This window comes from Erythrobacter sp. S249, assembly GCF_057364975.1.
The window spans coordinates 2,372,857-2,394,474 of the sequence record NZ_CP200287.1; the positions used below are offsets into that span (position 1 = coordinate 2,372,857).

12 protein-coding genes are annotated in these 21,618 nt (G+C 57.1%); 2 read left to right on the forward strand and 10 right to left on the reverse strand.

Going from position 1 to position 21,618, the window contains the following annotated elements:
• The first annotated feature begins 260 nt into the window (after positions 1-260).
• Entirely contained in the window at positions 261-1,844 is a 1,584-nt protein-coding gene (locus tag AC0V6V_RS11265; protein WP_486165470.1) for a bifunctional AfsR/SARP family transcriptional regulator/alpha/beta hydrolase, read from the forward strand.
• A gap of 220 nt (positions 1,845-2,064) precedes the next feature.
• The gene (locus AC0V6V_RS11270; protein ID WP_486165471.1) at positions 2,065-4,737 is read left to right on the forward strand and encodes a DEAD/DEAH box helicase family protein; all 2,673 of its coding nucleotides are present in this window, start codon (positions 2,065-2,067) and stop codon (positions 4,735-4,737) included.
• 10 nt (positions 4,738-4,747) lie between these two features.
• Here the strand turns inward: AC0V6V_RS11270 and AC0V6V_RS11275 are convergent, their stop codons facing one another.
• From AC0V6V_RS11275 to AC0V6V_RS11320, 10 genes are all read right to left on the reverse strand, one after another.
• On the reverse strand, positions 4,748-7,339 hold the full coding sequence (locus tag AC0V6V_RS11275) for an EAL domain-containing protein (RefSeq protein ID WP_486165472.1): 2,592 nt from the start codon (positions 7,337-7,339) through the stop codon (positions 4,748-4,750).
• Positions 7,340-7,407: 68 nt separating this feature from the next.
• On the reverse strand, positions 7,408-10,599 hold the full coding sequence (locus AC0V6V_RS11280) for a S8 family peptidase (RefSeq protein WP_486165473.1): 3,192 nt from the start codon (positions 10,597-10,599) through the stop codon (positions 7,408-7,410).
• 394 nt (positions 10,600-10,993) lie between these two features.
• Positions 10,994-12,859: a methyl-accepting chemotaxis protein gene (locus AC0V6V_RS11285; protein WP_486165474.1), complete on the reverse strand. Its 1,866-nt coding sequence runs from the start codon at positions 12,857-12,859 to the stop codon at positions 10,994-10,996.
• 173 nt (positions 12,860-13,032) lie between these two features.
• Positions 13,033-14,526, reverse strand: coding sequence for a putative bifunctional diguanylate cyclase/phosphodiesterase (locus AC0V6V_RS11290; protein WP_486165475.1), 1,494 nt, complete (start codon positions 14,524-14,526; stop codon positions 13,033-13,035).
• A 234-nt stretch (positions 14,527-14,760) separates the two neighbouring features.
• Positions 14,761-15,615, reverse strand: coding sequence for a CheR family methyltransferase (locus tag AC0V6V_RS11295; RefSeq protein WP_486165476.1), 855 nt, complete (start codon positions 15,613-15,615; stop codon positions 14,761-14,763).
• Positions 15,606-16,715 (reverse strand): chemotaxis-specific protein-glutamate methyltransferase CheB, encoded by a 1,110-nt coding sequence (gene cheB, locus AC0V6V_RS11300; protein WP_486165477.1) that lies wholly within the window; start codon positions 16,713-16,715, stop codon positions 15,606-15,608. Before cheB ends, AC0V6V_RS11295 begins: the two co-directional genes overlap by 10 nt.
• Before the next feature lie 29 nt (positions 16,716-16,744).
• The gene (locus AC0V6V_RS11305; protein WP_486144498.1) at positions 16,745-17,110 is read right to left on the reverse strand and encodes a response regulator; all 366 of its coding nucleotides are present in this window, start codon (positions 17,108-17,110) and stop codon (positions 16,745-16,747) included.
• 54 nt (positions 17,111-17,164) lie between these two features.
• Complete coding sequence (locus AC0V6V_RS11310; protein WP_486137340.1) at positions 17,165-17,605, reverse strand: chemotaxis protein CheW; 441 nt, start codon at positions 17,603-17,605, stop codon at positions 17,165-17,167.
• The gene (locus AC0V6V_RS11315; RefSeq protein ID WP_486165478.1) at positions 17,602-20,034 is read right to left on the reverse strand and encodes a chemotaxis protein CheA; all 2,433 of its coding nucleotides are present in this window, start codon (positions 20,032-20,034) and stop codon (positions 17,602-17,604) included. Before AC0V6V_RS11315 ends, AC0V6V_RS11310 begins: the two co-directional genes overlap by 4 nt.
• A gap of 85 nt (positions 20,035-20,119) precedes the next feature.
• Entirely contained in the window at positions 20,120-21,499 is a 1,380-nt protein-coding gene (locus AC0V6V_RS11320; RefSeq protein WP_486165479.1) for an MATE family efflux transporter, read from the reverse strand.
• Positions 21,500-21,618 lie beyond the last annotated feature (119 nt).

Below are 21,618 nucleotides of genomic sequence, written 5' to 3' on the forward strand. Positions count from 1 at the left end.
AAATCATGATAATTTCGCCTCACTGTTACCAGTGGGGCTTTTTGCGTTTCTATGCTGGCAAGCGTTCACGCCGCTTTCGTACGCTGTCGCCATAGTGGGAGTGTTCAGTGTGCGGAGAAACGGGCGGAGCGTTCTTTGCTTAGCTCTACGCGCCGGCCACGTTCACTTTCCAAGCGATGAGTTGCTCGCGCTGGGCGCTTGACCCGCCTGTCCGCTTGCTATTCAGATGTCGCGGACGCAAATCAGGGTTGCAACAAGCCATGGTGCTTGAGATTCAGACATTCGGACCGTTTGAGATCCGGCGTCACGGAGCGGCGCTTGAGCTCCCATCCTCGCGTAAGTCGCGCGCTTTGCTGGCTTATCTGGCGATCACAGGCAAAAAGCACTCGCGGCGTGACCTGTGCGAGCTGTTTTGGGACAACACCGATGATCCGCTCGCGGGGCTACGCTGGTCGCTCTCGAAATTGCGGACCCTGCTTAACGCTGAAGGGTATGAGCCAGTCAATTCCAATCGGGACGAGATGTGGTTCGACGGCAGTCAGGCCCTTTTTGACAAGGACGAGTTCAACGACCTCGGCAATCGCGGTCACAAGTCGGAAAAGGAAGCGGACAAGATTTGGAAGGCGACGTCTGGCCTGCCACTCGCCGATTGCGAACTGCCCAACCAGCCTGAATTTATGACTTGGCTTGAGGGATACCGTCAGGACTATGTGAGGCTGCGCATCGGCGTGGCCAAACGGTTTGCGCGCGATGGGCAATTGCAATGGCAGACGCGGGACAAATGGGCGGAACGCTGGCTACGCTTGGCACCTTATTCGCGCGGGGCCGCTTTCACTGCATTTGAGACCAAATACCATGCTGCGGGCCGGGCTGCGGCAACAGGGCTAGTCGGCCATTTGCGCAAGACTTTCGCAGAAGCAGACGTCGAGCCACCCGTTTTTGAGCTGACTGAGGAACCTAGCGAAGGGATCGTCACACCGCGCGATTTGCTGGCGCCCGAAGAACAGCAAATCCGTTTTGTTGATAGCGGTGACGGTGTCTCGATCGCCTGGGCCAGTGTGGGTGACGCGGCCAATCCGCCATTGGTGAAAGCGGCCAATTGGCTGAACCATTTGGAGCTGGATTGGGATGCTCCAGTATGGAGCCCTCTGTTCAAAGAGCTATCCAAGTCGCATAATTTCGTACGCTATGATGAGCGCGGGTGCGGCCTGTCCGACTGGGATGTGGACGAGATCACTTTCGACAAATTCGTTGAAGACTTGGAGCATGTCGTGGACGCTGCTGGGTTGGAGCGTTTCCCTCTGCTGGGGATCAGCCAGGGGGCAGCCGTGTCGATCCGATATGCGGCGCTGCATCCAGAGCGGGTTTCTGAGCTTATCCTGTTCGGCGCCTATGATCAGGGGTGGCGATTTGATGCAACGCCGGAGCAAGTGCGCGAACGCGAAGCTGTGATGGTATTGACCGAAACCGGATGGGGCATGGATAATCCGGTTTACCGCCACGTTTTCTCGCGCACCTTCATGCCCGATGCGAGCCCGGAAGAGCTCGACTGGTTCGACGAGTTTCAGCGCCTCACCACATCGGCAGAAAACGCCGTGCGGTTTCTAGAGGCGTTTTCAACCATCGATGTGCGGGATGACTTGGCAAAAGTGCAGTGCCCCACGCTGGTGGTTCACAGCCGTGGGGACATGCGGATCCCGTTTGCGACAGGGCGCTCCATTGCGTCGCGAATTCCGGGTGCGCAGCTGGCCGGCGTTGAGAGTCAGAATCACCTGCTGTTGGGCCGCGAATCGGCTTCGATCCGATTTGTGGAATTGGTCCAAGATTTTCTGAAATCGGGCTGAAAACACGGAAATGGCGTTTGAAATTCGAGATAAGGCGACGCTCGCCGTGACCATTGGTTGAGCAGAGACGGCGAGATCGCCTTGAGTGATCAGGAAAATGGAAAATGAGGCTATAAATTGTAGGCGCCGTGAGAAGTGGTCAGTGCTAAAAGTGCCCTGAACCGTACATGTGAAACGATCCAATTTTGCCAAAACAGGCATTGTCCTATAGCCGCACCCTATGCTCGATCGGATGCAGTTTTCAGGCGACTGGCGTGACTATCAGGCGCGTGTTCTCGAGCAGATGCATGACCATCTTGCCGATGACAGACTGCACGTTGTTGCCGCGCCCGGTGCGGGTAAAACCATTCTTGGGTTGGAGATCGTTCGCAGGCTGGGAAAGCCAGCGCTTGTCTTTGCGCCCAGCCTTGCGATCCGCGATCAATGGCGCGAGCGATTATCGCCGTTGTTTATGGACGCAATTCCGGGCGATGATGAGATTTCGCGCGATCTTTCGGACCCCGCCACGCTCACCCTTTCGACTTATCAATCGCTGGATAGCTTTCGGCGCAGCGATGATCTGACCTCGTTGATCGAGAGCCTCAATGCGCATGGGTCATTTACGCTGGTTCTGGATGAGGCGCATCATTTGCGCCGTGCCTGGTGGGATTGTCTGGACCGGCTGCGGCGAGAACTCAAAGACGTCACTATCGTCGCGCTCACCGCGACGCCGCCCTATGATGCGAGCTTTGCCGAGTGGCGCCGATATGAGGATTTGTGCGGGCCGATTGATTTGGAAATCGGCATTCCAGAGCTGGTCCGCAATGGCGACCTGTGTCCGCATCAAGACCATTTGATCCTGTCCGAACCCACCGAAGATGCGCTCGCTTTGCTGGACCGCCGCAGGCAGGCGATTGGCGATTTGCAGCGCGACCTACGCGAAGATGCCGAATTCCTGGATTGGTTGGAACAGCATCCGTGGATGACGGATCCTAAGGGGCATATTGAGGCCATACTTGATGCGCCTGAAATGCTCTCGGCGGTGCTGATATTGCTTGGCTCTACCGGGCGAAAACTCCCCAAAGCGCCGCTTAAGGTGCTGGGGGCGTCAGCGCGTGATTTACCAATGCCTTCTTCGTTCTGGCTGGAGCGGTTGCTCGATGGCTTGCTGGCGCAGAATAAGGACGAGTTTCCGCTTTCCCCTGAACGCCGCAAGACGCTGGAAAACCGTCTCCAGAGGCATGGCCTAATTGAGGGTGGGCGGGCACGGCTGCGCCACACACGCTCGGTCTTCCGGCTGCTCGCATCCAGCCTGGTGAAACTAGAGAGCATCACCGCCATCGCAGAGGCAGAGGCAGAGGCGGCATCGCTGGGCGATGATCTGCGCATGGTTGTGCTGTCCGATCATATCCGTGCTGGAGAGCTACCGGAACGAGTAGAGGACGACTTCAAACCGGCCAAGCTGGGCGTTGTGCCCATTTTCGAAAGCTTGCGGCGCGCCGGTGTGAACGCGGGCAAGTTGGCGGTTCTCACGGGCAGTCTGGTCATCATACCTCAGCGCGCGGTGGAAGCGTTGGAGGCGATTACCGGCGAGCTTTGCCTTGATGCCTCTGACCTGCGAACAAGACCAATCGCAGCCTGTCCTGGCCATTTCGAATTGCAAGTCTCAGGCGGTAGCAATGCCGATCTGGTGCGCGTGATCACGGCCCTGTTCATGCGCGGAGACATTCGGATTTTGGTGGGGACGCAGTCTTTGCTCGGGCAGGGTTGGGACGCGCCGGTGCTCAACAGTCTGGTCCTGGCCAGCAACACTGCGTCTTTCATGCTGTCGAACCAGATGCGGGGGCGGGCCATTCGCATCAATCCTAATGCGCCCAGCAAGGTGTCGAACATCTGGCATTTGGCCACGCTAGAGCCGGATACTGGCGGGTTGGCAGAAGCGCTTGAGACCTCGCTCAATTGGGGGGCATTGAACGATGGAGGCTCGTCGCGCACCTCTGACATTGGGGTGGTTGCCCGCCGGTTCAGAGCGTTTGAGTGCATTCCGAACGGCGCATCGCATCTTATCGAAAGCGGGCTGGGACGCCTTGGTCTTGATCCGAGTTTGACGATCGCGCGGCAAAATGCGGCCACTCTAAGCTATGCTTCAGACCGAGCCGGAATCGCCCAGAAATGGGACGAATCCTTGGGGGAAGGGGAGGCGCGATCGCAAGTGCGCGAAACCGCCGCGCCGAATTATGCGCCAAGGGCGCTAAGCTGGTCTGACACGCTGCAGTCGCTGGTGTGGACCGCGACTGGCAGCGCAGGCATTGCGGCCGCGGATCAGCTGCGCGGGGTTGCATCAATGGAGGGGCTGGGCATTTTCGCGATGGGCGCGCTCGGTGTTGCGACGCTGGCTAGCTTGCCGCGTCTAGGGCGCGCGGCGCGGCTCGCATGGCGCAACGGGTCGCTCGAGGGCAGCTTAAGTGAAGTAGCCAGCGCGGTTCTGACCAGCCTAGGCGAGGCGGGGCTTGTGACCGAAAGCGAGCTTGAAAAGGCGCAAATCACCGTCCGAACCAGCGTTGATGGCCGCAATGATGTGATCGTGTCTGAAGTCAGCCGATCGACCGAACGGCAGGTGATGGAGGGCATCGCGGAGGTGTTGGGGCCTGTGCAGAACCCGCGCTATCTCTTGGTGCGGAGATCGCGGCTTGGATGGCGGCTGCGCGCAGATTTTCACGCTGTTCCCGCCGCCTTGGCTGGGCGCAAGGAAAACGCCGAGGCCTTTGCGAAGATCTGGCGGCAGAAGGTTGGACGCGGTGAGCTTGTCTTCACTCGCACCGCCGAAGGTCGCCAGACCTTGCTGCGCGCGCGGATGCGATCATTCGCCGCTGGTTTTCAGCGATCCGTCGACCGGCGTTCGGCTTGGGTGTAGCGTTTGGCGGTTAGGCCACTTTCAGAGCTGATGTGTCGTCATCTTGCGAGCCATCATGGGCGACAGGCTCAGGGCGTCCGAAGTGGAAGCCTTGGAAGCAAGAACAACCCAGCGCCAGCATGGCTTCGGCCTGGTCTTCTTGCTCGATGCCTTCGGCGGTCACGTCAATCTCAAGCGAGCGTGCCAGCGAGACAATTGCGGTCACTACGGCTTGGCTCTTGCGCGAACCAGCGGCGGCAGCCTGAACAAAATCACGGTCAATTTTGATCATCGAGAAGTTCATTTTCTCGATGTAGTTGAGCGATGAATAGCCGCGGCCAAAATCATCAAGCGCGAAGGAGACGCCAAGCTCTCGCAGGCTCTTAAGCTGAGACTCGAGCTCTTCGTCCATTTCCAGCAGGATGGTCTCGGTGAGCTCCAGTAGCAGGCGGTTTGGCGCAAGGCCGCTGGAAGCGAGAGCATCTACCACAGTCGCGAGGAAAGCGCCGGTGGTGAGCTGCAATGATGAGACATTGACCGTGAGTTTGACATGCTCTGGCCAACTTGTCGCTTCAGCGCAGGCTGAACGCAGCATCCAAGCACCAAGCTGTTCGATCAGCAGGGCTTCCTCAGCGATCGGAATGAATACGCTCGGCGGGACAATACCGCGTTCTGGGTGGTTCCAACGCATCAGGGCCTCATGGCCCATCACTTCGCGGTCAGCGCCGCTGATGATTGGCTGATAAGAAATCGAGAGCTGGCCGTTTTCGAGAGCAGCGGAGAGATCGTTTTCAAGGTCTGAGCGATCTTCGAGGCGGTCACGCATGCTCTTGGTGTAGGATACGTGGGTGCCGCGGCCGCGGTGCTTGGCTTCATACAGAGCGAGGTCAGCATTGGTCATCAGCACACTGTCAGACACGCCGCCGGTTATGGTTGTGATGCCAATCGATGCACCAACGGCGAGCTCGAAGTCGCCAACCTGATAGAGTTCACCGACTTGCGCGATGAGCTTGTCAGCAATTTCGGCGGCTTCTTCAATGCTGGTCGATGGCCGCAGGAACAGGCCAAACTCGTCGCCGCCCAAACGGCCAATGACCGCATCTGGACCGGCAGCATGGCGGAAACGTTCTGCCACTTTTGCCAGCAACTTGTCACCCACCGCGTGGCCGTAAACATCGTTCACCTGCTTGAAGCGATCGAGATCGATCAACATCAGCACGCCTTGATCGCCAGTTTCTGCGCAGGTTTGAGAGACGCTTTCGAGCTGGCTGCGGAAGTGATCGCGTGAGAACAGGCCGGTTAGGCTGTCGTGCTGCGTCACATAAGTGAGTTTTTCGTTCGCTGCGCTGATCGCAGCCCGGCTGCGGTTCACTGTGCGCAGGATCAGAAGCGCGACAATAAAGGCTGCGATGACGAGACCGATGACGACTGAGAGCAGGATCACCTGGTTTTGCGCACTGGTCAGGCGGGCTTCGTTCGCTTCTTTCTCAGCCGAGAGCTTTGAAATGCGCAGCTCTCTGTTCTCCGCATCGAAACGCGCGCCCAGCAGAGCATTGTTTGCAACGGCGGAGAGATCCTGTGCTTGTGCCTCAATCCGGTGGTAGGCGGCCAAATGGTCGGCGGCGAGCTTGTACTCACCGCGCGCGGAGTAAATCTTGTGAGCGGCATCGTGAAAGTCGCGGAACAGCGGAGAGGTTGCATCCAGTTCCTGACCATCAAATGCACGGCCAATATATTCGCCGGCACGGCCAAGGTCGCCGCGGCTAAGCTCAATCTGAGCACGTACGCCGTATAGGAATGGTAGCCATTCTGGCGCTTGGTCGTATGCGATGCGAAGGCCGCGCGCTGCGGTGTCTTCTGCAGCTGCATACTGACCGTTCAAATATTGGGTGGAGGCAATATTGGTGAGGATCCGCGCTTCGAGTAGCGGGCTCGACATTTTGCCAGCAACCGAAAGAGCCTGGCGAAATTCGTCCTCCGCCTCTTCCAACCGGTCGAGCTGTTTCAGCGCGTTGCCGGTGTTGTTGTGCGCTGAGAGGGCTAGAGCGTTGTCTTCTGGAAAGGCTTCACCCGCCTGACGGTAATAGCCGAGCATGCGCTCATAATCTCGCGCGTCAGAATAGAGCGATCCGATGTTTTGCAGCACAATTGCGCGGCTGCGGTTTTCACCCAGCGCTTTATAACGCTCATCTGCTTCGAGGAAGAATGACAGCGCTTCGCCATATTCGGCCTGGCCCGCTTTGTAAGAGGCTTGTGAACGCAGCAGGTCGGCGTGCAGCTTGTCGCCAGGGAAGCTTTTGGCCACTTCGGTGAGCGCCGACGCGATGATCGCTTGCGCCTCATCGCCGCGATTTAGGCGCATCAAGGCCTCGCCCTCGAGCCATTGCGCGGTCAGGCGTGACTTGTTTTCAGCTTGGGTGTCGCCGGAGACGAGTTCTTTGGCTTCGCGCGCTAGCTTTAGCGCCTGTGCGGAATCGCCCATCATCAGGGATTTTGCCTCAGCAATCGTCTCTTCGAATGCGTCAGCAGCAGGGGCGGCGGCAGTAGCCGCAGCGGTGACAGGCATGGCGAGAGCTAATGCAGCCGCGATCAGCGCGGCCCATCCTTTGATCCATCTGCCCATGTTAGTCCCCTATTTCCCCGTTCCGCCTCGATAGTTTCCTTCAAGGTCGGATTATTTGCCGTATCGGATTAGAACCGCAGGCCGACACTCGCGCCGAGCACATAGCTGCGGCGGTCATCGCCGTCCCCATCGCTGATGTAGCGACCGAACAATCCTAATTCCGACGACTTGTTTAGCGGCGTTGCGTAAACAATTTCCCCTGTCATGCGGCGTTTTGTTTCGATGCCGATGGATTGGGTCACAAAACCCAATTCGCCGGTCTCGCGATCGATGACCTGTTCCGAGGTAAATTCCAGCCCACCAGATTCCACATTTAGCGGCTGGCCGACCGAAACACGCAGCACATCATTGCTGCCCATTAGGCCCCGCTTGTTCATCGTGATCTGGCCAGCGGTGCTGGTGATACGATTGCTGTTGGCGAAGAATTGGCCGCTAGCAGTGTCGGTGCCAGCACCGGTTGCAGACAGGTCGAATGAGAAGCCTTGGCCAAGATTGACGCTGGCAGAAATGGTCACTGCGTTGGTCTTTGAGCCATTGCCGAGGAATTCGTCAGAAGATGTTTGCACACCCAGCAGCGCGTCATCCTCGCGCAGGTTGGTCCATTGAACGTTGAGTGAGACATTGTCTGTCACCTTCTGCTCAACGCCGAGGGTCATGGCGCGCGCTTCGCGGGCACCAAGGTTGCGCTGAATTTCGCGCTGCAGTTCCGACACACTTGAGATGTCTTGCCAGTCTTCGCGTTCCTCGCTGAAACCAGCAGTGATCGTGGTCGAAGGCGTTGGCTTGAAGCTCGCAGAACCAAAGACTTCGCCCGAGGCGAGACCCAAAATAGGGTTCACACCGCCAACATGCTGATCGTGATCACTGATCAAGCCGAAGCGTTGGCCGGTCAGCGAAAGCGCGCCTTGGCCATGACCCACAGTGAGAGAGAACTTTCCGCTAGGATCAGACAGGCTGGCTGCGGTGTGGACAGGATCATATGTGCCCGCGTCGGTCAGACGCGGTGCGATCATGTCGTAACGCAGAGTCCATGCGCCCCGGGTTGGAGCAACAGCGGATGTGACCTGAGTCACGCCAATTGTGCCGTCACCATCTTTGTCGGCACCTTTGCTGAGCAGCCATTTTTCAAACCGGCCTCTGATAAAGTCCTGGAAGCGTTGCTCACCACGCCCAAGCACATCGGTGGTGCCGCCATAAGTGAAGGACGATACCGGAATAGCGAAATCGCGGTATGTGTTGCCGATCTTTTCAATCGCCGTGATGAACACCCCATCAGTTTCCCAATGCTGCGGGATGCCCGCGCCCAGCAGCTCGCCTACCGGAGTGATGACAGGCACATTGATATTGCCAATTTTCCGGTGGGTTTTGAATGTCAGCGCACTAAAATCGAGTGGCGATTGCGATGCGGCAACGTCGAGCAGGCCGTGGCCGTAAACTTCGTCAACGCCGGGTGCGCCTAGATCCTGCGCAGAACGGAAGATGATCTCAGCGGTCTCTTCTGGATTGCGCGCGAGCCAGGTCCAACGATCATGGAGCAATGAAATCGCGCCTGATACCAGAGGAGCCGCAAAAGAGGTGCCCGAACGGCGGACCACGCCGCCTTCGCCGTCTGAGACAAGGATCAATTCACCCGGTGCAACAACCGTACGATTGTAAAGCTCATTGCCAGCCTCACATACCCCATTGTTCAGTAGGCAGGCGCTGCCCGGACTATTGGAGAAGCTTGAGATTTCCCCATTCAGGCCAAGCGAACCGACCAGAATGAAGGTCGTGTCGCTGGAATAGTCCCAATCAATGTCCGCTGTTTGCGTAATGCCATCATTACCCGCAGCGACGACATAGGTTGTTTCATGATTGTAGCGTCGCAGGTGAGTGCTGTTCAGCACATCAGCCAAGCCTTGCGAAACCGCCCAACCGCTCTCGCCCAGCGAGAGGTTTACAACACTGACGTATCCGGTTTCGTTGCCGCCAACATAGGCATAAAGAAGCTCTTCAATGCCTTCCTGTACGGCGTCCCAAGTCGCGGTGTTATCCGCATCAAATGGGTTGTAGGTGGCGAGCTGTGCTTGCGGCGCGATGCCCAAAATGCCTTCGCCGTCATGCGCAGCGGCAATCAGACTGGCAACGCCTGCGCCGTGGCCGTTAACCGAGGTTGCACCGCCGCCTGACCAGGCAATGTTGTCAGCAAGGTCGGCGTCAGCAGCAAAGCTGCCATCAATAACTCCGATAACCGCCTGCTTGCCTGAACCTTGAATCTGCGTGATTGACGGGGTCCAGTTGATCGTATTCATCCAATGATCGACATGATCGATCCCGGAATAGCCCATCAGGCTGTCGTGCCAGTCGAGGAAGAATGCAGCGCGATCATTGGCTGATTTGCCAGCGAGTGAAACCTTATCGTTCAGATCAACTCCGTGGCGCGCCAGAACTTCTGTGACGAAATCATCGCGGAATGAACCGCCGGTTTCGGCTTCATAAGCTGCGCCAAATTGAGCCTCAGCCTGATCGATCAACGTGCCAAGCGCATTTAGGATCCGATCGGGTGTGCCGTCGTATACGGGCCTAAATTGCCCGTCTATCTGTGTCGTATAGCGTAAAGAGCCCCAGATTTCGTCTGCGTTGGCCATGTGCGAGCTGTTTTCTGCCCAGAACTCACCCAGCAGTTTCAGATTGGTCGCGTCGAAAGCGCCGATATCGCCATAGAAGGCATCAATATCGCCCCAGAATGCGCCAATGTCGCCGTAGAATGGGCTGATGTCTCCGTAAAACGGATTGATGTCGCCATAGAAGGCACCGATGTCACCATAGAACGGGTTAATGTCGCCGTAGAATGCATCAATATCCCCGTAGAATGCGCCAATGTCACCGTAGAAAGGATTGATGTCGCCGTAGAATGGATCAATGCTTCGCAGCGTCACGCGGCCTGTGTTTGCGCTGAGAGTGGCGTTAACGATTGGAGCGGCTGCTGGACGAACTGTGTTGATGGCCGCGTTGATTGGGGTCGCGGTGACAACAGTCCCTGTGGCTTGATCCGACGACCAAGCGGCGAACGCTGGCGAGCTAAGGATGTCCTGCGCTGCCGTGTCGACGTTTAATGGTAGCAGGCTCTGCGTGTTGGCCGCCAGTTCACTTGCAAGAACGAGGTCTTTCTCATCCAAAACAGGAAGTTCGTCGACCGTTTGATCTTGCGCATAGGCAGGGGCTGCGAGCGATGCCGCTATCGCAATCCCAGCAACTCCTGATGCAAACCTGGTAGCCATTCTATTCATCCAATCAATCATTCGGCGTGCAGACACGCCTTCGTGATGCATGGATTACAGTGGGTCAGTTGGACTTGGATTGATGTGAATGGTTAAAATATTAACAAGTTCAAAGGTCTTCGAGACGGTCGCGCTTGTGGACGAGAATCGCCAGATCAACTGAGGCGCGCTGTCAGAGCGGTAAATTTCTAGTAAATGTCGCTCTTGGCGATCACGCCCACGAAAAATTAATCCGCTTTAAGTTTAACGCCAAACGCGCTGAATGTTGGCTGCTACGAATCGCAATGGCGGTTCGTAAGCGCCCAAAAGGGCCATCTAACGCGGCTTGGGGCTCTCCTTTTGGAGCAGTGTTCGAGCAGAAGAGCTAAGGGATATCATCACTCCTATCGAGCGATCAGCCAGCGCGAACGCGGGTTAGAAACGCCTGAACATGCTCTTTCAGGCTGCCGGCCTGTTCCTCGAGGTCTGTGGCGCTGGTCAGCACTTGGCTGGCAGCGGTTCCAGTTGAGAGAGACAGTTCGCGCACGTCTGAAATGTGGCTTGATACCTGATCGGTTCCGCGAGCAGCCATATCAATACTGCGAGCAAGGTCTTGGCCAGCAACGGATTGCTGATCGACCGCGCTGGCAATTGAGACTGCGGTGCTTTCGAGGTCACGGACTTGACCAGCAATCGCCCGTAATGCGTTGACGCTGGCGCCCGTGGTGTCCTGCATGGCGCTGATTTGCGCCGCGACTTCTTCGGTCGCGCGGCTGGTCTGCATGGCCAGTTCTTTAACTTCGCTAGCGACGACGGCAAAGCCGCGCCCTGCTTCGCCTCCGCGTGCCGCCTCAATCGAGGCGTTAAGGGCAAGAAGATTGGTGCGCTGCGCAATCGTCTGGATCAACTCAACCACTTGGCCGACTTGCTCAGCAGAGGCTGAAAGCTCTGAAATGGTCGTGTCCGCCTCTTTAGTGGCATCGGTAGCCAGGCGTGCGAGCTCGCTTGAAGAGGTCGCTTGGCGGCTGATCTCGCCAATCGACAGGGCGAATTCGTCACTCGCTGCCGCGGCTGCTGTGGCGCCTGAATTGGCTTCCTTCATGCTTTGCACGACTTCGCTGGTGCGCTGGCTCGATTGCTCTGCAGAAGAGGCCATTTGGGTCGCCGTAACCTGCAATTGGCTGGACGCAGCGGCCACGCCTTGGACAACATCACCAACCGTGTGCTCAAATTGCTTGGCAAGCTCATTGAGCATTTCTGCCTTACGTTTCTCGTTTTCGGCGCGCTCTTGCTCGCGATCCTTTTGCTCTTGGATTTGCTCTTCGGCACGCTTCGCTCGTTCACGGCCCCAAATTTCCATTTGGCGGTTGGCGCGTTTGAACAGCTCTAGCGATTTCGCCATATCCCCAATCTCATCACCCCGGTGGTGACCGCGTACTTCGAAGTTGGGATCACCCTTAGCCAGGCGATTCATGCCATCAGTGATGTCTGAGATGCTGTGACCAATGCTGTGCGACATATAACGCAGACCGAGCAGCAGGATCAGCACCGCAAAACACCCGAGTGCGATGACAACTCCGATCATTGTGAAAAAATGGTCTACCGCGGTTTGGCGTACCTGCCCGCCGTAAGCCGCTAGATCGATTGCGAACCTTTGCGAGTCTGCAAATAGTGTGTCGCCTTGATCCGAAAGTTCATAGGAGAGCGCAATGGAAGCTTCGCTGCGCCCTTCGCGATCGAGACTCTGTCGCAGTTCCTCGAATGTAGAGTTATAGGTTACTAAATCTGTCTGAATTTGGTTCAGCTGATCGGCCATTCCCGAGGCGTGCATTGTGATCACGCTATCAATTTGGGCAATGTGTGCTTGCGCAGCTTCGTAACTGTCGCGCTGCCGCTCTAAGGCGATAGCCTCACCGCCAAAGATATAACGGACAGAATTGTAGCGCAGTTCTCCTGTGGTTCCGCGCAAATCAACCGACGCTAGTACGGCGTCGTTGATTTCACTGTTTGTTTCGCTGTTCTTCCACTGCTCTGCTATCTCGACACCAAGCACGATAGCCATGGCAAAGCAGACTGCGAAGAATATGCCGAAAACAGCCTTAATTTTTCCAGCGATCCGCAAGTTGCGAAACCACGTAATTCTATCGAGGAGGAAATTGTTGGTTTGATTGGTGGAATGGCCGAGGCTCGCAATTTCTTCTGCGATTTCGCTTTCCATCTTGCGCGCAAATTCAGGCATCGCGAGCTGTGTGAACTCGTCCTGCTGCGTCATCATGTTCATTTCAGAAATTCCCACCTCAGATCATCGTCGAAAAAGTTCCTGAACGAAAATCCTTTATAAATCCTTCACTGAAGGAACTGAGGTCAAATTATTTGAAAATGAGCATACAAGAAGAATAGTATTATTAATAGGCTATACTAGAAAGTATAACTGCATTGCTTGAAATAATGGGGCTATGCTGCGGCCTCATTGCTAAACCCAGCTTTGTTTTCAACACCTTCAGATGGGGCTGTGAGCAGGCCTGCAATCTCGCCTGCTGGCATGGCTTTGTAATAAAGCCAGCCTTGGATTTGATCGCATCCGGCCGTGCGAACCAAATCAGCTTGGGCTGTCGTCTCTACGCCTTCAGCGGTCACTTCCATCTTCAAAGCGCGGGCGACGGCGATGCTGGAGAGCATCATCGCACGGCTGCCTTCGTCATCGCCGGCTTGGACCACGAGACTGCGGTCGAGCTTCAGCTTCTCGAACCGGAACTGGCGCAAGAAGCCGATTGATGCGTAACCGGTACCGAAATCATCAAGCGCCACATTGACGCCAAAGCCGCGAATGACATCCAGCGTGCGCTCAGCCACAATCGGGTCGAGCACGAGGCAGGTCTCGGTGATCTCAAGCTCGAGGCGCTGCGGCGGGAAGCCGCTTTCCTCAAGAATTTGACCCAATTGGATTGGGAATTCGGGGTTGCGCAATTGAGCCGCTGAAATATTGACAGACAGCTTGAGTTCGCCCCACGGCAGCGCGTCGGTGACGGCTTGGCGAAGTACCCAAAGGCCAATCGCATTGATCAGGCCGGATTCTTCCGCAACCGGGATGAAGACGTTAGGGCCGATGTTCTCCCCGTCTGGGCGATTCCAGCGCAGGAGCGATTCCACCGCTACGATCTTGCCGTCGTCCGCATTGACCAAGGGTTGGTAAGCCAGTGCAAATTCGCCCTCGGCAAGCGCCTTGCGAAGCCCTTCGTCCAGTTCACGCACGGCTTCACGTCGACGGTCAAAGTTCTCACTGAACCACGTACAGCGCATTTTTCCGCCGCGTTTCGACATGAACATTGCGACGTCGCTGCGGCGCATGAGCTCTGACGATTCCATCGGATCATCGCCCGTACAGCGAGCCAGGCCAATGCTGGCTCCGACCGGAATGCGGCGATCGCCGATGGCCAATGGCTTGGCCAATTGCTCCAGCACAGTGCGCGACATGCCTTCCAGAATGGTGCCCGCGACTTCGCCGACCATGAGGATTGCGAATTCATCGCCACTCAAACGATAGCAGCGCGCCTCAGGCTCGCTAGCCGACCGCAAGATGTCGGAGCACTTTTGGATCAATTGATCGCCGACGGCATGACCGAAATGGTCGTTGACCTGCTTGAAGCTATCCAAATCGATAATGGCCACAGCAACTTCCGTCGGTGTGCGCAGCGCATCGTCGATGTCTTGGTGCAGGGCGCGCCGATTGGGCAGCTGGCTCAGTGTGTCGGTAGTGGTCATTGCCTCCAGCTCGCGGGCCTGCATTAGGCCAAGGCGGCTGAGCAAAAAGATGGTCGCAGCGTAAACGAGGATCCCAGCGATCACCAGGCTGGAGGGTGAGCGGAATTCGATATCGTCGCTGATGATGACTATGAGCGAGATAGCGCCAAAGATAAGTGACAAAATTACGAATGGTGCAATCACCATCGTAGACGGCGTGAGCCGCAAAGTTGTCAATTTGTTTAGCACCAAAAATTCCCCGTCTTGCGCTCTGTGGCGCTTTTTGCGAATGCCTTTGCTAAGGGGAATTAACTAAAGAAGAGTAAATTGCCATTTATCGAAGCGTTTGAAAAATAACAGTTTTGTTGTTAAGTTTTGTAAAGCCCGGACGATAAACGAAAATTTTCGCTTACTTTGATCACAGCGCAGTCAGCGCCTGGCCTACCCGGTTGCGGACATGCGCAAAGCTTGCGGGCTTGCGTGGACCGGGCTGTAGATACTTGCGCGGTCTGAAATTGGCGCGAACGCATCGGTCTGACCGACCACGGTTTCTCCGGCACCCAGCATCAAAAAGCCGTCCGGTGCCAGTGCGCTGCGCAGGCGTTCAAAGGCTGCCTGACGTGTGATTGGATCAAAATACAACAGCACATTGCGGCACAAAACCAAATCGAAACTCTGCCGGCTTGGTGGCTCTTTGAGGACATTGTGCTGCTGAAAACGGGTGTAGGCCAGCACGTCATCGTGAAGCTGCCAACCGGTGCTGGTCTCATCAAAATGGCGCAGCATTTGTGCAACGCTAAGGCCGCGCTGGACTTCGAACTGAGTGTAGCTGCCGCTGCGTGCAGTTGCGATCGCGCTGTGCGAAATGTCCGTCCCCAGAATTTCGATCGTCCAATCGTGCCAGCGTGCCGCTTGCTCGGCAAACATCATCGCAATGGAGTGCACTTCCTGCCCGGTTGAACAACCGGCGCTCCAGATGGAAAGGCGCTTGGTCGCTGCGCGCTTCTCTGCCAGCTCTGGCAGAACACTCTCGGGCAGCTGATCGAAAGTCGGCTTGTCCCGGTAAAAATAGGTCTCGTTATTGAGCAGCGCCTCGACCACGCTTTGAGCAAGGCTTTCTTGGCCTCGGTCCGCCAGCAGGCAAACCAATTGGTCGATATTGCTGATGCCATGTTCGCGGAATACGCCAGACAATGCGGTTCCGACCCGCCATCTGCGGCTTTCGGTCAGGTGCTGCCCAGTGTGCGCCGCCAAAAGGTCCGCGATAATCTGGTGGGAGGCTTCGCTCACTTCCATGCCGCAGCATCCACGCGCGCCGGGCCAGCAAGGGCGATCATCGCCTCGCGCAGTTCTTCCGGCGTTCCGACTAGGCTGGTCAAACCAGCTTTGGTGACGGCACCCGGCATTCCCCAAACGGCGCTGGTGTCGGCGTTTTGCGCAAAGATGATGCCGCCATTCTTGTGCAGGGCCTCGGCACCATTGGCGCCGTCGCGGCCCATGCCGGATAAGATGATGGCCAGAGCTTGACCGCCGCATACATCCGCAATGCTTTCCAACATGGGATCGACAGACGGCATACAGCCACTACGCGCCGGGGCGCTGGATGTCTTGGTGATCAGACGGTCGCCGCTGCGACGCAGCGTCATATGGCCATGGCCTGGTGCGACAGCAATTTCGCCCGGCGTAATAACAGTGCCTTCTTCCGCGACAGTCGTCTTGCGTCCGCATGCGACCTCGATTTGGCGCGCGAAAACTGGGATGAAGGAAGCAGGGAGATGTTGAGTGATCAGGATCGGCAGGTCGAAACTTGTCGGCAAGTCGCGCAGCAATAGGTTGAGCGCGTGAATGCCGCCGGTCGAGGCCCCAATAGCGAGCAGCTCGGGGCGCTTTTTCGCTGGCGCAACTTTGCGTTTCGCAGGTTCCTGGGCCGCAGCCTTCGCAGGCGCTGCATCCGTGCATTCGCCTTCGTGGCTCCCCAGAGCTTTGATCTTGCTGAGTAATTGCTCACGATATTCGTCGTTAAAGCCGCCCGGGCGGGGTTTGAGCATCGTGTCGGCAGCGCCCATCGAAAGGGCGGCCATGGTATGCTCTGCGCCGTCTTGCGTCAGCGAAGATACGACCAAGACTTGTGTGTCTTTAGCAGTCTTGAGAATTTCTGGCAGGGCATCAAGCCCGCCCATGCCTGGCATTTCCAGGTCGAGCAAAATCACATCAGCATGGGTTGTCTTAAGCTGAGCGATCGCGCGTTCAGCGCTGCTCGCAGTGCCGGCGATCGACATCGCCTGGTCGCTTTCGACCATCCGCTTGAAAACGGTGCGTACCGTCAGCGAATCGTCGACGATCATCACTTCGACAGGCGCATTGCCAGAGCTATCGCTTGGCGGTGTCCTGCGCAAAGGGCGTTTGGATATGGGTGAGTGGGCGCTCACGCAAATCCAACCAGCTGCAGTTTGATCTGAAGAGTTTCGTGATCAAACGGCTTCATGACGTATTCGTCAGCGCCAGCTTGGATTGCCTCGCGGATGTGCGCGACATCATTTTCGGTGGTGCAGAACACGACCTTAGGCTTGTCGCCATCCGGGCGCTTGCGCAGCTGCGTGATGAACTCAATACCAGTCATGACCGGCATGTTCCAATCGAGCAGCACCACATCGGGCATTTGCTCATCACAGCGATCAAGGCCCATCTGGCCATTTTCTGCCTCGTCCACAACGAAACCCAGGGTCTCAAGAATATGTCTTGAGACCTTTCGGATCACCCGTGAATCATCAACTATCAGGCACGTTTTCATAAGGACCCCTGTTGTTCCTTCGTTGTTGCTTACGCTTCACCCGTAAGTTTTGTCTTAAGCTGCCACTGCGAGAGATTCAGGACCTGCGATGAGCAGAGCGAGATCAATAAGCAAAGCTGGACCGGTTGAGGTCTCAACCATTCCAGTGGTGATCCGTGACCATTCTGGCCCAAACCCTCCACTGACGTTTTCGACTTCGGAGATGGCGGTGTTAATATCGTCAATCCGGTCAACCATCAGCGCGTAGGAATGGTTAGCAATCGTTACGACTGCGCCGCGATGATCGGTCGGAAACTTTTCAGGATCCATGCCGAGCGCGCGGCGACAATCAATCACGGTCAGCGATTGGCTGCGCATGGCGGTGATCCCAGCGATGAAATCCGCGGTGCGCGGCACCGGCGTTACTACGCCAAGCTCAATGACAGAGGATACATTATGCGCGTTCAGCGCGCAGCGGCGGCCGGCAATTTCGACCATAACCATCAAATCGTTCATGATTTACCTCCTGCGCGTGCGCGGCGCAGCGCATCGACCAATCCATCGCGGTCGTAGCGGTAGATTGAGCCATCATTGTCGGCTGCATCTGGTTGGCTGCGAAGGCGAATAAACTCACCCTCGGTCAGGCTCGTGCTTGGCTCGCTATCATCCAAGACAATCGCGATATCGCTTGCCTCGTCTGAGCCGCTGACGACTTCATAACCGGCCGCGCTGACGAGCGGTCCGAGGATTGTGCGCGCCCAGTCACTGTCGGGCAGATGACAGGTCGGCTTGCTCGTGAGCTCTGGCGGCTCGCCATAGCGAGCAAAGACCTCATGCCCGTCAATCAGTGCAATTGTTTGGCCATCCACCAGGGTGAGGGCCTCGACTAGCGGATCATCATCAACCGGTTTGAGCGCACTTTCCAGTTCAATGGCATCATCGACCTCTCGCACTGCATAAAGGAGCTCGCAAGTCTTATCCGAAAGACGCAAGAACCGAACTTTACCGGTTGGCTTTTGACTTTCCGGCAGTCCCACCAGCGGCAGAATGACGCCATCAATGACGGCGCGCTTGCCATCAGGCGCAATGTCCATCTCTTCCGCCTTGGCGGTTTCGATCCGTTGGACCAATTCGAGACGAACGGCGCGTTTGCGGCCATCGTAATCGGTGAACAGCATGGCGCGGCTAAGCGCCTCGTCGGTGTCTTGGTCTCGTTGGTTGGCCGCCTGCAAGACGCGGGTGCGCGCATCAGAGACCAGACCATGTTCGGCTGCGACATTGGTCACATCGAGCAGCAAGATCGGTTGGCCGTCATCCAGTAGGGTTGAGCCGGCATAGACGCCGCAATTCATAACCGCCGGAGCCAGTGGCTTGACCACAAGGTCGCCGTGGTGGTGGATGCGGTCGACAGCCAAAGCGAACAGATCGCCACTTGCAAGGCGCAGCAGCACCATAGTGTGCTCACCCTCGGCAATGTCAGTCCCTGGCAATTCGAGCACTTCTGCCAAGGACAGGCAGGGGATCCGATTGCCGCGGAACGTGATCAAAGCGGTCTCGCCAACGCGGGTGAAATCGAGCGATTTCGACGTCGAGTCGATGATCTCTTCGATATAGCTTTGCGGGATCGCAAAGCGCTGATCGCCGACTTCGACTGTGAGGCCAGCAATGATGCTGAGCGTCAATGGCACCTTGAGGGTGAACATTGAGCCGACACCTGGCGTGCTAGAGACGCTGATTGAGCCTCCGACGCGCTCCAGATTGTCGCGAACGACATCAAGCCCAACGCCGCGGCCAGACACATTGCTGACCGTTTCGGCGGTTGAGAACCCGGGTTCGAACACAAGCTGCAGGATTTTGTCGCGGCTCATGGAAGAGCGCTCAGCTGCGGTGATCAGACCAACAGAAACCGCCTTGGCGGCAATGCGCTCTTCGTTAAGGCCATCGCCGTCATCACTGACCACGATAGAGATGGTGTTGCCAGACTGACGGGCTGAGATCGACAAGATGCCAATCTCGCGCTTACCCTTTGACAGGCGGCTGCTTGGCTCTTCGATCCCGTGGTCGATTGCGTTGCGGATAATATGCGTCAGCGGATCGCGGACGGTCTCAATCATCTCGCGGTCGAGCTCAACGTCGCCGCCTTCCAGGTCGATCAGTACCTGCTTGCCGAGGTCGGCTGACAGATCGCGGACCAAGCGGGGCAGGGCGGTGTAAAGCGTTTCGATCCGCTGCATGCGCATCCGGGTGATGGCATCGCGAACATCAGAAAGAATGGTGGTCAGGCGCTCAAACGGGCCATCAATGGTTGGCTGGTTGCCAGCCTGACGCAGGCGGTGGGCCAGGTCATTGCGGGCCAGAACCATGTCGGAAACACCGCTCATCACGCGGTCGAGCAGGTCAACTGGCAGACGGATGGAGCGCTGAACACCAACGTTTTGGGACATAGCGCGAGGGGCGTCTTGGCCGTCTACTGCCTCTTCAGCGGCGCCTTCTTCGGCGCTTTCAATTGCGGCGGCAACTTCTTCCACAGCGCCAACCAGATCGGACAAACCATCGATCTCGCCTGCGGCAAGATCGCTGTTCTCGCCCAATGAGGCGATCAGGGCGTCATCATTGCCTTCGGGGATCTCGTCGCCGGCCTCGATAATGTCGACCATTTCCACGATCCGATCGATCACGGCCAGAACCGCGCTTACCAAAGCGCTATCGGCTTGGCGGCGTCCAGCGCGGCAATCGGACAGGGCATCTTCTGCGGCGTGGCTTAGGCTAGCCAAACGCGGAAAATCGAAGAAGCCGCAATTGCCCTTCACCGTGTGCACGAACCGAAAAATCGTATCCAAACGCGCGCGATCTGTTGGATCAGCTTCCCAGGCGATGATCTCGCCTTCGCTAGCTTCCAACATTTCCCGGGTTTCTGCGACGAAATCCGCCAGCAGGTCATCCATGACGCCATTGCCCCTAATTGTTTCCAGAGGCCTCTATGGCTTACGATGGTTAACGAACGGTCACCAAAGCGATGTTTTGTGCGCGTCAGCCGCTGCGTGCGCGGCGGAAAATAAACGCGATGATCAGGCAGGCACTCACCGCGCCAAACAGGTTGGCGGCCAGTTCCGCGGTGTAAATGGCGGCGCTGCCCCAGCCAGCCTGGAGCACGAATGCGACCGGCAACATGATCAGGAAGACGCGCGCAACCGACTGGAATAGAGCAAAACTTGCCTTGTCGACCGCGTTCAAAATACCATTGGCAACGATCAGCAATCCAAATCCGGCATAACCCCAGGCCGCAATTTGAAGATAAAGAGCGAACTCGGCGATCACGGCTGGGTCTTCAGTGAAGAAATCGGCGAACCATTCCCCGGCTGTGACCATGGCAATGGCCAGCAGCAGGCCCCAGATTACGCAGAAACCGCCGGCGTACAGGGCTGCTTCGCGCGCTCTCCCAAATTGCTTCGCGCCCCAATTCTGCCCGACAATCGAGCCAATGGATCCCGACAGTGCAAGCAGCGGCACAACCGCGAAACTCTGCAATCGGCCCGCAGCGCCAAAGCCCGCGACAGCGGCTTGACCTTCCGCCGCGATCAACGCGGTGAGAATTGATAGTCCAATTGGGTTGATCGCATTGGAACATGCCGCAGGCACGCCCACGCGCAGCATCGCCAGCATTGGTTCAACGGTCGCGCCCCCGCGCAGCTTCGAGGGGCTGAATGGCAATTGTGTGCGCGACAGCAGATAGAGCGCCATCATCAAACCAATCGCCCAACCTATGATCGTCGCATAAGCAGCGCCGATAATCCCATAGCCCTCAAACCCGAACGCGCCGGTGATCAAGATGGGGTCCAGCACCCAGTTGGCCGCCGCATAGGTGAGCGAGACGTAGCTGGTTTTGCGGGCCTCACCTTGGCCGCGCAGCACGCCGTTCAGCCCCATGATGATTACGATCAGCGGGAAGCCGAGGGCAAAGGGCTGCATATAAATCTTGATGATCGGCAGCAGTTCAGGCTGAGCGTTCATCAGATTGAACAGCGGATCGAGGAAAGCGAACAGGGTAAGCCCAATCGCCAGCCCGGTGGCGATGGCAAACAGCACGCCAAAATTCGCGCGTCTCAATGCTTTATCGTGATCACCTTCGCCCAGCGCCCTTGCGACTACCGAGTTGATGCCGACCATCACCCCAACGCCGAGGCTGCTGAGCGCGACAGATATGGGGAAGACGAAAGCAATCGCGGCGAGTTCGGCGCTGCCCAGCTGACCAATGAAGTATGAATCCACCAATCCAATCGACATGATTGCGGCCACGCCAATCACCATCGGCATGGTTTGCGATATCAAATGGCCGGGGATGGAGCCGCTGGCGAGTTTGGCCGATACCTTTTGAGGCTCGCCCGATTGCGGCTTATCAGAATTGCTCATTTCCTGCTGCGCTAGCCGGGCGGCCGCCGCTTGGCAAAGTGAAATCCCGCTAAAGCGCGTCACGGGTTGGCGAAATGCTTGTGCCGTGCGCGGCAATCATGCGATACGCCTAACGAAAG